The organism is Terriglobia bacterium, from assembly GCA_020073185.1.
GTDB lineage: Bacteria > Acidobacteriota > Terriglobia > Terriglobales > Acidobacteriaceae > JAIQGF01.
In genome coordinates, this window is record JAIQFT010000010.1 from 40,545 (window position 1) to 52,993 (window position 12,449).

Consider the following 12,449-nt stretch of genomic DNA (forward strand, 5'->3'; position numbering starts at 1 on the left):
GATCGGAACCAGTCGGGGATGAACCCAGACTTGCACAATCTGAAAGAGCTGCAGGCGGCTGACCGCGAGAGTGCCCGCCTTTCGCAGGAGATCGCCTCCCTCCCGCGCCGGGTTGCGGTCATCGAGGCCAAGCTCGCCGACTCCAGGGGGCGCAAGGAAAAGGCGGTCGCCGCCATCAAGGCCGGAGAAGTCGCCCGGCGCAAGTTCGAGACCCAGATCCAGGACCTGCAGCAGAAAATCTCCAAGTACCGCGACCAGATGCTCGCCGTCAAGACCAACCAGGAGTACAAAGCCTTCACCTCCGAGGTCGAATTTGCCCAGCAGCATGTCCGCGAGGCGGAAGACAAGATACTGGAAGGCATGGTGGCGGCCGAATCGCTGGAGAAGGATCTGAAGAAAGCGGAAGCCGAGTTGAAGGCCGAAACCGCGGAAATCGAGAAAGAAAAGACGGAAGCGCGGTTACGCACCGACATCGCCGAAAAGGAAATGGCGGAGTGGAAGTCGAAGCGCGACCACGTGCGCGCCGCCATCTCTCCCGACGCCCTGCGCCACTACGATCGCGTTCTCAAGCTGCGCGGCAGCGCCCTCGCCGAAGCGGCGGACCACAAGTGCTCGGCCTGCCAGGTCATGCTGCGGCCGCAGGTCTACAACGACGTTCGTACCAACGAGCAGTTCATCATCTGCGACTCCTGTCATCGTATCCTCTGGTACGACCCCGCGCGCGACGTCCAGCACGCCAAGGAAGAAGCGGCGGTCCCGGCGGAAGCAGGCCCCACGAACGCTTAAGTTCACCAGCAGGGGTGTCCCATGGTCCGCATTACCGTTCTCGTATTCCTTCTCACCTTGTTCGCTGCGGCACAACGTCGCGGCCCCGGAGGCGCCGGCACGTCCCCTTCCGGCCTTCCCAACACCCAGCAACAGATATCCTCGCTCCAGGTGCACGTCGTGAGGGAGAACGAGCGGTCGGTCGATGATGTCATGCGCGTGCAGTTGCTCAGGACCGACGGCGCCACGCCGGTCGCGGAAACTTTCTCGCGCGACGGCATAGCGGAGTTTCGCAGCATCGCGCCCGGCAGTTACATTCTGCGCGTCAGCGGAAGCAATATTGAGGAGGCCACGACCATGAGCTTCAATGTGCCTCCGTTCGCCGCCGCCGTGCAGTTCGTGCACGTGCAGATGAGGTCGCTGGCGGGAACCAACAGCAAGCAGAGTAGGGGCAGCCGACAGGGTCCGGTCTCCGCCCAGGACCTCAACGTGCCGAACAAGGCACGGGAAGAGCTAAGAAAAGCCGGCCAGGCCATGCAGGAGGAAGATTGGAAGAAGGCAACCGGGCATCTCAACAAAGCGGTCTCGATTTATCCGCAGTACGCCGCCGCCTACAACAACCTCGGCTTCATTGCCATGAAACTCAAGGACTGGCCGAAGGCGCAGACGATGTTTCAAAAGGCCGCTGACCTCAATGACTCCACCGGCTACGCTTATGTCAACCTCGGCCGCGTATACCTGATCGAGCGGAATTTCGAAGAGGCGGCCAGGCTGATGAACAAAACGCTCGCCCTCGACCCCAACAATGTCGAGGCCCTTACCATCCTCTCCGATTGCGATGTAGCCACCGGCAAATATGACGAGGCCATTGCCAACGTCCGCCGCGTGCATTCCGCTCCGCACGAGCACTACGCGGTGGTGCACTTGATTGCCGCCGTCGCCTTGGAGAAGCAGAACCATCCCCAACGTGCAAGCGCGGAGTACGAGTTGTTCCTGCAAGAGGATCCCGAGAGTCCCCGTGCCGCCGCTGCGCGCAGAGCGCTCGATCGTCTGGCGGCCAACAACCGGTTTGGAGTCGCCGCGCCGCATCCTTGAGAGAGCCTTGTCCACACCTGTTCTGAGCGTGAACTGGCGAGCCGCGGCGCGCATCCGCCACGGCCACGTCTGGGTATACCGTTCCGACCTGGTCGGCCACGACCAGGTTGCTCCCGGTTCGCTGGTCCGCGTGCAGGATGAAGCCGGAAAATACCTTGGCACCGCGCTCTACAGCAGTTCCTCGCAGATCGCGGTGCGCATGCTGTCGGGCGAGCGCCTCGAACCCGCCGGCTTGGTCGAATTGCTCCGCCAACGTCTGCTCGCCGCGATTGCCTATCGCGAGCGCATTGTCCGGGACAGCGATGCATGCCGTCTCGTCTTCAGCGAAAGCGACGGCCTGCCCGGACTGATCGTGGATCGCTACAACGACATCCTCAGCTTTCAGGTGCTCACCCAGGCCATGGACCGCGACGACATTCGCGCTGCCGTCTTGCAGACCCTGCTCGAAGCGTTGCGCCCGGCCGCGGTGGTCGAGCGCGTCGACCCCCGCATTCGCCGATTGGAACACTTGCTGCCGCGCGAGGAAGGTTTGTGTCACGGGGAAAGAACCAACACCATTATCGCCATGAACGGCGTGCGCTTCCAATTGCACGCGCTGGCGGGACAAAAGACGGGCGCCTTCCTCGATCAGCGCGAGAACTACGCCGCTGCCGCTCAGTTCGCGCGCGGCGAGGCCCTCGACATGTTCTGCTACCAGGGCGGGTTCTCCCTTCACCTGGCGCGCGTCTGCTCGCACGTCACCGCCGTGGACAGTTCGCGTCCGGCGCTGGAAATCGCCGAGCAGAACGAAAAACTGAACGCCGGCGAGCACGGCGGCCGTGAGATCGAATGGATCGAGGCCAACGGCTTCGACCTGCTCAAGGACTACGCCACCGCCGGCCGCCAGTACGACACCATCGTGCTGGATCCGCCGGCCTTCGCGAGATCACGCAAGGCGCTTCCCACCGCCCTGCGCGGTTACAAGGAGCTGAACCTGCGGGCGCTGAAGATGCTGCGTCCCGGCGGCGCGCTCGTCACCTGCTCCTGCTCATTCCACGTCGGCGAAGAAGATTTTCTGGAGATGCTGCGCTCCGCGGCGTTCGACGCTCGCCAGTCGCCGAAAATTATCGCAAGACGCGGCCAGGCCAAGGACCATCCCGTGCTGCTCGCCATCCCCGAAACCGCTTACCTGAAATGCGTGATCCTCACGGTTTGAGCCGCCGCCGCTGGTAGCCGGGAAATATCATTCACCGTGGCGATGCTCCATCTGCCGCTCCACCGACCAGATGGCCTCCGGCGTCTTCCCGCTGGGATAGACGTGCACCATCCAGCCGAAAATCTGCGGACGGAATCTGCCGCCCACCGCGGTGCATTCCTGCTCGGTGGTGATGGAGCCGAGCAAGCCAAACTTGGCGTTGGGTCCGAAGTACTCGCGCTCGCGGCCCTTGGGCGCGGCGCAGAAATTGACGTGCTCGTGCCAGCGCGCGATGCTCAGCGGGACGCGCGCGTCCAGATCGTCCGCGTTCACTCGCGCGGGCGCGGTGTACATCACGCCGAGCAGCTTGTAGCCGCCGTCGGCGGTTTTCTCGTACAGCAGCGAGGTCGGATGCTCCGGGTTCAGACCGAAGGCCGCTTCCATGGCGTACCAGCCGTTGGTGAAGTGATACATCTTCTGCTTCCGGTTGGGCAGGAAGATGCGGAAGCCGTCGGCCAGCGCGTCGTGATAGTCGGCGTAGCGGCGCATGACGTCTTTGGCCGCCTGCACGATCTGATCGGCGCGCTGCTGATCGCCCGGGCGCAGCGGCCGCATCTCGGTCATCTTCATGTGCGGGCCCATGTCCATGTGGCGGCTCGACATGGCGTGCATGGCGTGGTCCATGCCTTCTTCGGATTGCGATTGCGCCGGCTTCTGTTCGGCGGCGCCGGCGGACATGGGTTCATGTTGCGCGGCGGCGAACGACACCAGCAGAAACACTACGGCGAGCGGAAAAAGCCGTTTCATCGGTTTACCCCACAGCTAAGAACCCCAATTCTAGCCGGGAGATGCGGAGCGGAGGAACTTCAAATCCTTGTCGCCAGCGTCAGTTGCTCCAGGTTGACCTCCGTCACGCCGGGGATGGCCTCCACGAAGGCGCGGATCTTCTTGGCCTGTCCAGGGGTGTCAACGTCTCCCTTGAGAGACACCGAGCCAGCGCGCGCCACGACCTCGAATTGCAGGTCACAAGCGGCCGGATTCATCGCCAGGTTGGCCTTGACGCAACTGGCCAGCGCAAGGTTCTCGATCGCGGCCTGGGTTTCGGCCGTGGGCTGAAAGCAGTTCGACTCCGCCAGCACGCAGATGGCCTCGCAGGCTTCTTCCAAGCCTATCTGCTCCAGGTTGAGCACCAGGTCGTAGAGCGACGGGTCGGCCCAATCCACGCCGTAGAGGAAGCGCGTCCACTTGCGCCGGTCGTCGTCGATGGCTTCGATGTAGGCGATGGCTTGCTTACGGTTGAACTTCCCCCGCTCCTGCACCTTGGCGATGCGAAACTCCATGGGCGCAATAATCCGCGTGCGCAGGATGTGCAGTCCCTTGCCGAGCAGCAGATGTCCGGCGAGACCGTGGTAGATGGCGTCGCCATGCCGGACGTCCTCGGCCAGTGCCGCCTGGATGAAGGCCAGGTAAATGTACTTGGTGTGCTGCGACTGGCCGAGAAAGCTGGGCGGCTTATCAATCGCCATTCGCAGGTCGTCCTGCGACACGCCCCATTCCGCCGCCTTGCGGATTACATGGTCGCGATCAATGTAGCGGTAGCCAAGCCTGCGGGCGAGAGCTTCGGCCAGCATCTTGCCGCCACTAAACGATCCTCTTGAGATAGTGATGATTGCCACGGGCGCCTCCTTCAGTCCGCACGCCGCGGCTGCACGGCGGCGATCACAAGACTGATGACTATCACTCCTGGCCTGCCAAAGCGGTGATGAACCTCACCGTTGCGCGTGCGTGCCAGATTCACTGCCCTGGAAGCGGTTGGCAGCAGGTGCGTGGTGGGTGAGGGCGCGCAAAGGCTACTTCGCTCCGACCCAGTGACAAATTTTGTCAATCGAGTACCCCCCTCCCCCCTGCTATGTGGAATCAACAACATACGTACGGCATACCGTGGAACCGGCACGGTAACCGTGGCGTGCCGGACTGTGGGGGCGAAGCCTTGCGGATAGTGGGAAATCTCGCCTCCGGATGCGTCCTTGTCTTTCTGGCCGATGCAAATCTCTTTAAGCTGAAATCCGCCATTCCAGCGTTCCTTGAAGGGTGCGCCAGCGCCTGTTGACACTGGCTCCATCTCATTTATAGTGTCGTTCCATCGGCTGCCACCACTGGACTTTTCCCAGATCGACCATCTAAGTGGCGAGTCTCGACGAGGAGTCGAACTAATGTGTGGTTCACTCCATTGGCGCAGGTCCAGACTTGTTGTTGCCTTGCTTTGTCTTGCAGTTTCGCTTTGCTGGAGCCAGCGAAAAGACCAAAAAATTGCGCCGAAGACCTCTGCGAAGATGGCACAGCAGTTTGTTGGCCGCAAAGTCCCCCCTCTTTCGGGAAAAACGTGCAACGAAGCCTCCGCAATCTTGGAACAGATGAGATTGCGCTGCGAATGCGTAGTCGAGAATAGCAGCGGGACCTTGATCACTCATTCGGATCCGCCGGAAGGCAACCCGGTCAACATTGGCGCACTGGTCCGAGTTTATTTTGACGCGCAGCGAGTACGGGTGCCACGGGTGATCGGGGAGACCCCCGCCGTTGCAAGCGAACGATTGCGCGGCGCAGACCTGGGAATGGCATTTCAGTCTGCGGCGCCTGGTAGTGGGCAGCCAGGAACGGTTGCTAATCAAACGCCTGAGCCCGAGAGCTGGGTCGATCGCGGTACTCAGGTTGAAGTCTTTGTCGTTCCTGACCGACTGACAGTCACAGCAGATCCTCCAACACCAGCGGTATTTGACACTGTCGTGGCTGAAGCATTCCTTGAACCGCCTCGACCCGGTGCGCTCTATTCGTTTTCGTGGGGCGATGGGTCGGAACCAAGTGAGCCAAGTCCCGAGCGGACGGCCAGCTATCGCTACAGCACAGCAGGCCCTCACTCCATAACTGTTACCGCAACCGATTCCAGTGGGGAGATGAAGGTCACCAGTGAGCGGGACATTAATGTCCGGGACTACGACGTGCGATTAAGCGTGGATCCAGTCAACCCGGAACCGGGACAATCGGTCACCGTACGGGCTGCTCTAGACCCAGCTTCCCAAGGCCTGACGTACCAGTTTTCCTTTGATGGCGTGCAGGACGGTAGCCAAAGTAGTCCAGAAACAACTCACATGTTCAGCAGCCGCGAACCTCACACGGTTGCGGTAGCAGTCAGAGTCGGAGACCAGACCGTTGCGACCGCAAGCTTTTCCGTTGTCATGGCGCCCGCGAGCGCATCATCGGACTCCCCTGCTCGTCCATCCGATTCCCGCGATCATCGATACGGGCCTGTATTCGCAGGAGGGGCCGCTGTGGCACTGGCTGCAGCCGCTCGCTCTATCGTGAGAAAGAAACGCATAAGGCGCTTGCGAGACGAAATGATAATTCACCTTGAAACCGACGTTGGGCGTCAGCAGGCCGTACCTGCATCACCCGTTGATACCGAGGATGTGATCCTGGTCCGAGCCGTTGCATCCAGAGGGACGCAGTCCCTTTTGACTACTGCCGGGGGCGGCCGCTCATGAGCCAGTCAGCAGGCAGCGAAACCGGTCGCGCAATCAGCTTGGCGGACCTGTTTGAACTTGCGCCTTCGAGCTTCGGTGCCGCCGCAGCGGCTGCAATCGTGACAAGCGGCGCGTTGGCGCCATTGCAGGCGGCTGTGCTCGCGGAGCTGAGCTACTTCCCATGGCAATCCTTTATCGGTTCCCTGGGAACGAGGTCGCTGGAACTCTTTCAGACCCACCTGTCGGACATCCTGCAAAGTGTTTGGCAGAAATACCGGGAAATCTCGGAATATCGAGACACGGCAAAACACCCGCCCGAGGAAGTTGCATCCGTTCCCATGCACGAACACACTTTCACCTCCAAGCACCAACCCTGCTTGGAGATTGTGTTTCGCGGGACAAAGCATCGGGTGACTTTCGATATTCAGCTGAACTTGGAAGTGACAGAGTTGATTTTGAGTATACAGAGCGGGAAGATCAAATCAGTTCAATCCGGTTCGTTACGCGGCAGTGGGTCCATCTCTCTCGGCCCAGTAGAACTGACGCGAAAGGAATTCCAGCCCATTCTGCTCCCAGGAACATTGGCGCTCGGAGACGGCATTCAGATTTAGGCTTCGAGTGGCTTGCGGTTCGTGCCGGTTCCGTTTCTCAGGAGTTCGTCAGAAGATGTTTCGCTGCCGCCTGGCCACTCGCGATGCAGTCGGGAACGCCGATGCCGCGATAGGCGTTGCCCGCCAATTGCAGGCCCGGGATGGTAGCGCGCAATTCCTCGATACGCCGCACGCGGGCCAGGTGGCCGCGAACGTACTGGGCCATGGCGCCACGCCAGCGATAGACGCGGGCAAAGCGCGGAATGGCGGTCATGCCGACGATCTCGCGCAGGTCCTTGCGGACGGCGGCCAGGATTTCGCCGTCGGGAAGGTTGAGCACCGACTCGTTGCCCCAGCCGCCGATGAAGCAGCGCACCAGTCCGCGGTCGGGCGGGGCGCGATGCGGAAATTTCACATGCACGAAAGTGCAGGCGAGGATGCGTCGGCGCTCGCTGCGGGGCACGAGAAATCCGAAACCCGGAGGCACGGAGGCGAGATCGCGCTTGTCGTAGCCGCAGACAACCACGATCGAGGAGCTGTAGGGGATGCGCTGCAACTCCTCGCTGAGCGGCTCGCTGATTTTTTGCAGCAGGCGCCCGGCGGCGTTGGCAGGCAGCGCCATGATGACGGCGTCGAATTCCTCGGGCGAGCCCTGCTCGGGCGCGACCATCCACTTGCCGCGGGAGCGCCCGACGGCGACGACTCGATTCCCGATACGCGCGGCGCCCGGCGCCAGCTGCGGCACGATGGCGTCCACCAGTTGCTGCATGCCGCCCTTCAGCGAGGTAAACAGCGGACGCGGTGCAGCGCGCGCGCTGCCCTGGCCGGTACTGGCCACCTTTTCGCGTTGCTTGCGGGCCTGCAACATGCCGCGGCTGAGCGAGCCGTAGCGCTGCTCCATCTCGACAAAGCGTGGAAGCACAGCGGCGGCGCTGAGGTCGGCGGCCGATCCGCCGTAAACCCCGGCCAGCAGTGGGTCGGCCAGGCGCTCGACCATCTCGGGGCCGAAGTGTCGCTCGACCATCTCGGCGACGGTTTCGTCAGGAACTTCCCCACCCTGTCCCGCCAACCCCGGGTGGGACAAGGGTGGGCCACCCGAATGCGGTTCTTGAAAATACTCGCGTGCGAAGCGCAGCTTGGCGCGCCAGGAAAACAGCGGCGTGGAGAGGATGGGCGCGATCCTGGTCGGCACCATGAACATCAGGCCGTCGGGAATGGGCACCAGCCGGCCTTTGACCAGGATGTAAGTGATGCGGTCGGGATCATTGGAGCCAATGAGCTGATCGCCGAGGCCAAGCGCGCGCACGAAATCGCTGCCCCAGGATTTTTCGGTGAGAAAGGAATCGGGCCCGGCTTCGACCAGGCAGTCGTCAATGCGCTCGGTGACGAGCACGCCACCGAGGCGCGGCGCTTCCTCGAAAATGGCGTAGTCGAGTTCGGCGCCGCCAGCGCGGGCGCGCTCCAGGGTGATGGCGGCGCTGAGGCCGCTGGTCCCGCCGCCGATGATGGCAATGCGCTTCATGGCTCGTAGTCGGTAGTTCGTAGTCGGTAGCCCGGCCCGGAACTACCGATTACCGGCTACGGGCTACGACGCGCAGTTACTGATCTGATTTTATCTGCACCAGCGGTTTCGTCGGTTCTCCCGGTTGCTCCAGGCGCGAGCGGGCGACGTCGGCGATGGCGGCGCAGAACGTGGGCGAATCGTTCAGCGACTCGGCGCGCCATAACCTCATGCCGCGCTGTTCGGCGAACTGCTTGAATGCGATGTCAATGTCGTAGAGCACCTCGACGTGGTCGCAGACGAACCCGATAGGCTGGATGAAAACGCCACGATGGCCTTTCTGTTGGAGCAAAAGAATCGTGTCCTCGACCGTCGGCCCCAGCCACACGCCGCCCGACATACCCTGGCTCTGGAAGGCAAAGGTCCAGTCATCATTGGCGAGCGAAGGCACATCCATGGCGACCATTTCGGCCGTCTCTTTCGCCTGCCGCTCGTAGGGATCGCCCTCCTCGATGGTGCGCGTGGGCACGCTGTGGGCGGTGAAGACGATGGGCAGACGCGCGCCGATTTCTTCGCAGGCGCGCTTCCAGCCTGGCTGCAACTTCTCGGCAAAGGCGCGGATGAGCAAAGGGTGATCGTGCCAGTTCTCGACGAAGTCGACGGAGAATGGCGTGGATTCGCCCAGCGCGCGCTGGTAGAGTCCGACGCTGGTGCGCGAGTTCTGTGGCGCGAGGCAGATGATGACGGCGTGCGCAATGCCGTCGGCGGACATTTGCTGGACCGTGTCGGCGATGAACGGCTTCCAGTTGCGCATGCCGACGTACACCCGCGTTCGAGGGCGAACGCGCTCCAACTCGCGTTGCACGGCTTCGGCCTGCTTCATGGTGATTTCCGTCAGCGGCGAGTGGCCGATGAGGGAGTAGCGGTGTTTGACTTCTTCGACGACGTTGGGCGGAAGCGGGCGACCGGCGATGTTGCGCAGGAATTCGGGAACCTCGTCGGGCGAGTCGGGGCTGCCGTGGGCGAGGAGGAGAACGGCGGATTTTCTCGGTTCCGTCATGCGAAAGCAGGTTCCTCGGGGCTTCGGCGCTTCGCGCCTCGGTCACGGCTGAAGCCGTGACCGACCGAGCCCTCGGAATGACAAATCATAAATAAGGTGCGCTCTTCGCCGGGCTAAAGCCCGGCGTTTCCACCATCATTGCGCTTCCCCGAACCATTCGACCTTAGCGGCGGTGGCGTACCTGGCGGAGTAGTGGTGCACGAAGTCGCAGAGGTCCTTGACGTGGTCCACGGGCGTATCGGGCAGGATGCCGTGGCCGAGATTGAAGATGTGGCCCGGCCGTCCGCCGGCGCGCTGGAGCACGTCTTCCGCCTGGGCGTGGATTTCCCTCTTGTTGGCGAAGAGCACGACGGGATCCAGATTGCCCTGCACGGCGCTGCGCGGGCCGAGGCTCTTCCAGGCGGCATCGAGCGGGATGCGCCAGTCGACGCCGATAACGTCGGCGCCGGTTTCCTTCATCGCCGGGAGCAGGGTGGCGGTCTCGGTGCCGAAGTAAATGACCGGCACGCCGGCGTGCTTGACGCGCTGCACCAGTTCGGTGGTGCGCGGCAGCACGAAGCGGCGATAGTCGGCGGGGCTGAGGCAGCCGACCCAGGAATCGAAGATCTGCACCACGTCGGCGCCGGCGCGGGCCTGCTCGATGACGTAGTCGCCGAGCACGGAGATGAGCTTGGACATCATCTCGTTCCAGGCTTCGGTGGAACGGTACATCAGCCTTTTGGTTTCGACGTAGTTGCGCGAGCCGCCGCCCTCGATCATGTAGCTGGCGAGGGTGAAAGGCGCGCCGCAAAAGCCGATGACGGGCAGCTTGGCGCCGAAATGCTGGGCGACCAGGCGGACGGAGTCGGCGACATAGTTAAGGTCGGCGGAGAAGTCAACGCGGAGCGCGTGCACGTCGGCGGCGGTGCGCACCGGCTTCTCAATGACCGGGCCTTCGCCCGCCTGGAAGTGGAAAGGAATGCCCATGACTTCCAGGGGGAGCAGCAGGTCGGCGAAGACGATGGCCGCGTCCACGCCGAGGATTTCCGCGGCCTCGATGGCGACCTGGGCGGCAAGGTTGGGGGTCTTGCAAATTTCGACGATGGAGTGGCGGCGGCGGACCTCGCGGTACTCGGCCATGTAACGTCCGGCCTGGCGCATAAACCAGACAGGCGTGAGCGGCGTCGGCTGGCCCTTGCAGGCGCGGACGAAGTGGGAGTCGGGGGCAGACATGAGCCAATCAATGTAACTCAGTCGATGGCCGATGGTCGATGGTCGATGGCAAGAGCGGTTGCGGTAATTGGTAATGCGGTCGTCGTGAAAGCGAGAGAGGTGCCACATAAGCTACTGAACCGAAAGTCCGACAGACCTTGTCGTTTGACAGCCCGGAGTTCGGGGACTAGTGTCTCAGTTTGGTAAACGCCGGGCCGGGGCGCTTAGGGAGCATCGCAACAAAGGTGGCGCAGGTGTGTTACCAATGTCAGCCACTTGGTCGAAAGGGATTTTCCCTGCAGGGCCGGCAATCGCATCCCACAGGACGGAGGTGGATATGAGATCCAGAATGATGACGGTGGTCTTAGCAGTGGCGGTATTTTTCCTGATGAGCGGGGCCAGCTTGGCGCAAGGTTCGCCGTGGGGACAGAGCGACGGGTGGCACTACCTGGGCCATTCGGACGTCCCCTACGACAGAGGAGTGCAGGACGGGCGCTATGACCGGGAACATGGGCGCGGCTGGCATCCTCATAACAACGGACAGGCGTACTTGAACGGATATCGCGCCGGCTATGGCCGGGATGGCGGCGGTGCGCCGGGCCCATACCGCACCCCCAATGGGACGTACGGCAGAGGTCCAAACGGCCCTGGCAACAACAACGCGCAGACCATCGCCTACAATAACGGCTTCCGGGAAGGGGTCGGATACGGGCAGTCGGACCGCAACAACGGCCACAGCTTCCGGCCGACGTACAGCGCCACCTACCGGAACGGGCACAACGGATACAACTCTTCGTACGGCAGCGAAATGGCGTACAAGCGGGCATACCAGGACGGCTTCCGCGCCGGCTATGATCGCGGGTATAACGGCGGAGGGTATCGCCGTTAGTTCCCAGTTGCGGGTTGTGAGTTGCGAGTAAAGACAGGAATCGCGGGCATCGAGCCCGCGATTTTTTGATTTGCCGGGGGCCTACAAGACCATGCCATACCCGCGAGGGCCACACGCTACGTCATTTTCTTGGCGAATTTCTGTTCAAACTTCTTGAGCTTGGGGGCGACGACGTACTGGCAGTAGGGCGCCGAGGAGTTGGCGGCGTAGTACTGCTGGTGGTATAGCTCGGCGAGGTAAAAAGTCCCGGCGGGCTCGACGGCGGTGACGATCGGGCTGGAGAAGGCGTGCGCGGCGTTGAGTTCGCCAATCACTTCTTCGCTCTGGCGGCGCTGGTGCTCGTTGGCATAGAAGATTACGGAGCGATACTGCGTGCCGACGTCGTTGCCCTGGCGGTTGAGCGTGGTGGGGTCGTGGATGGTGAAGAAGACGTCGAGCAGCTCGCGGTAGCTAACCTGGTCGGGGTCAAAGGTCACGCGCACTACTTCCACGTGTCCGGTAGCGCCGGAGCAAACCTGCTGGTAGGTGGGATTTTCGCGGCGTCCGCCCATGTAGCCGGACTCGACTGAGGTTACGCCGGTGACGCGGGCGAAGACCGCTTCCAGGCACCAGAAGCATCCACCGCCAAAGACGGCTGTTTGCGGTTCGGGCATGGCCATTAGATGC

Annotated in this window: 12 protein-coding genes; 6 read left to right on the plus strand and 6 right to left on the minus strand. The window is 62.4% G+C overall.

Annotated features, from left to right (window positions below; all coding sequences use genetic code 11):
* Nucleotides 1–18: 18 nt before the first annotated feature.
* Genes LAN64_04955 through LAN64_04965 form a run of 3 tightly spaced genes read left to right on the plus strand, consistent with a single transcriptional unit; the run spans nucleotide 19 to nucleotide 3,055 of the window.
* Nucleotides 19–786 (plus strand): hypothetical protein, encoded by a 768-nt coding sequence (locus LAN64_04955; protein ID MBZ5567185.1) that lies wholly within the window; start codon nucleotides 19–21, stop codon nucleotides 784–786.
* 21 nt (nucleotides 787–807) lie between these two features.
* A complete protein-coding gene (locus LAN64_04960) occupies nucleotides 808–1,860 on the plus strand; it encodes a tetratricopeptide repeat protein (GenBank protein ID MBZ5567186.1) in 1,053 nt (350 codons plus the stop codon).
* Entirely contained in the window at nucleotides 1,853–3,055 is a 1,203-nt protein-coding gene (locus tag LAN64_04965) for a class I SAM-dependent rRNA methyltransferase (GenBank protein MBZ5567187.1), read from the plus strand. The genes LAN64_04960 and LAN64_04965 overlap by 8 nt, the downstream gene beginning before the upstream one ends.
* A 27-nt stretch (nucleotides 3,056–3,082) precedes the next feature.
* Here LAN64_04965 and LAN64_04970 read toward each other — a convergent pair whose 3' ends face one another.
* Nucleotides 3,083–3,841 carry a hypothetical protein gene (locus tag LAN64_04970; GenBank protein ID MBZ5567188.1) on the minus strand — a complete coding sequence of 253 codons (759 nt, stop codon included), beginning with the start codon at nucleotides 3,839–3,841 and terminating at the stop codon, nucleotides 3,083–3,085.
* Nucleotides 3,842–3,900: 59 nt separating this feature from the next.
* Nucleotides 3,901–4,710, minus strand: a complete 810-nt coding sequence (locus LAN64_04975; protein ID MBZ5567189.1) for a cytidylate kinase family protein — start codon at nucleotides 4,708–4,710, stop codon at nucleotides 3,901–3,903.
* A 657-nt stretch (nucleotides 4,711–5,367) separates the two neighbouring features.
* Here LAN64_04975 and LAN64_04980 point away from each other — a divergent pair.
* The gene (locus LAN64_04980; GenBank protein MBZ5567190.1) at nucleotides 5,368–6,573 is read left to right on the plus strand and encodes a PASTA domain-containing protein; all 1,206 of its coding nucleotides are present in this window, start codon (nucleotides 5,368–5,370) and stop codon (nucleotides 6,571–6,573) included.
* The gene (locus LAN64_04985) at nucleotides 6,570–7,163 is read left to right on the plus strand and encodes a hypothetical protein (GenBank protein ID MBZ5567191.1); all 594 of its coding nucleotides are present in this window, start codon (nucleotides 6,570–6,572) and stop codon (nucleotides 7,161–7,163) included. Before LAN64_04980 ends, LAN64_04985 begins: the two co-directional genes overlap by 4 nt.
* A gap of 37 nt (nucleotides 7,164–7,200) precedes the next feature.
* Here the strand turns inward: LAN64_04985 and hemG are convergent, their stop codons facing one another.
* From hemG to hemE, 3 genes are all read right to left on the minus strand, one after another.
* Nucleotides 7,201–8,664, minus strand: coding sequence for a protoporphyrinogen oxidase (gene hemG / locus LAN64_04990; protein ID MBZ5567192.1), 1,464 nt, complete (start codon nucleotides 8,662–8,664; stop codon nucleotides 7,201–7,203).
* Between the two features lie 76 nt (nucleotides 8,665–8,740).
* Complete coding sequence (gene hemH / locus LAN64_04995; GenBank protein ID MBZ5567193.1) at nucleotides 8,741–9,703, minus strand: ferrochelatase; 963 nt, start codon at nucleotides 9,701–9,703, stop codon at nucleotides 8,741–8,743.
* A gap of 135 nt (nucleotides 9,704–9,838) precedes the next feature.
* Nucleotides 9,839–10,915 (minus strand): uroporphyrinogen decarboxylase, encoded by a 1,077-nt coding sequence (gene hemE, locus LAN64_05000; GenBank protein MBZ5567194.1) that lies wholly within the window; start codon nucleotides 10,913–10,915, stop codon nucleotides 9,839–9,841.
* A 316-nt stretch (nucleotides 10,916–11,231) separates the two neighbouring features.
* Here hemE and LAN64_05005 point away from each other — a divergent pair, with 316 nt between their 5' ends.
* Complete coding sequence (locus tag LAN64_05005) at nucleotides 11,232–11,783, plus strand: hypothetical protein (GenBank protein ID MBZ5567195.1); 552 nt, start codon at nucleotides 11,232–11,234, stop codon at nucleotides 11,781–11,783.
* A gap of 116 nt (nucleotides 11,784–11,899) precedes the next feature.
* On the opposite strand, the gene msrA is transcribed toward LAN64_05005, so the two are convergent.
* Nucleotides 11,900–12,436, minus strand: a complete 537-nt coding sequence (gene msrA / locus LAN64_05010; protein ID MBZ5567196.1) for a peptide-methionine (S)-S-oxide reductase MsrA — start codon at nucleotides 12,434–12,436, stop codon at nucleotides 11,900–11,902.
* Nucleotides 12,437–12,449 lie beyond the last annotated feature (13 nt).

What these genes read in the sequence shown, in the direction of transcription:
- LAN64_04955 (MBZ5567185.1), top strand. Translation starts at nt 19, where the DNA reads ATGAACCCAGACTTGCACAATCTGAAAGAGCTGCAGGCGGCTGACCGC.
- LAN64_04960 (MBZ5567186.1), top strand. Translation starts at nt 808, where the DNA reads ATGGTCCGCATTACCGTTCTCGTATTCCTTCTCACCTTGTTCGCTGCG.
- LAN64_04970 (MBZ5567188.1), bottom strand. Translation starts at nt 3,841, where the DNA reads ATGAAACGGCTTTTTCCGCTCGCCGTAGTGTTTCTGCTGGTGTCGTTC.
- LAN64_04980 (MBZ5567190.1), top strand. Translation starts at nt 5,368, where the DNA reads ATGGCACAGCAGTTTGTTGGCCGCAAAGTCCCCCCTCTTTCGGGAAAA.
- LAN64_04985 (MBZ5567191.1), top strand. Translation starts at nt 6,570, where the DNA reads ATGAGCCAGTCAGCAGGCAGCGAAACCGGTCGCGCAATCAGCTTGGCG.
- hemG (MBZ5567192.1), bottom strand. Translation starts at nt 8,664, where the DNA reads ATGAAGCGCATTGCCATCATCGGCGGCGGGACCAGCGGCCTCAGCGCC.
- hemH (MBZ5567193.1), bottom strand. Translation starts at nt 9,703, where the DNA reads ATGACGGAACCGAGAAAATCCGCCGTTCTCCTCCTCGCCCACGGCAGC.
- hemE (MBZ5567194.1), bottom strand. Translation starts at nt 10,915, where the DNA reads ATGTCTGCCCCCGACTCCCACTTCGTCCGCGCCTGCAAGGGCCAGCCG.
- LAN64_05005 (MBZ5567195.1), top strand. Translation starts at nt 11,232, where the DNA reads ATGAGATCCAGAATGATGACGGTGGTCTTAGCAGTGGCGGTATTTTTC.
- msrA (MBZ5567196.1), bottom strand. Translation starts at nt 12,436, where the DNA reads ATGCCCGAACCGCAAACAGCCGTCTTTGGCGGTGGATGCTTCTGGTGC.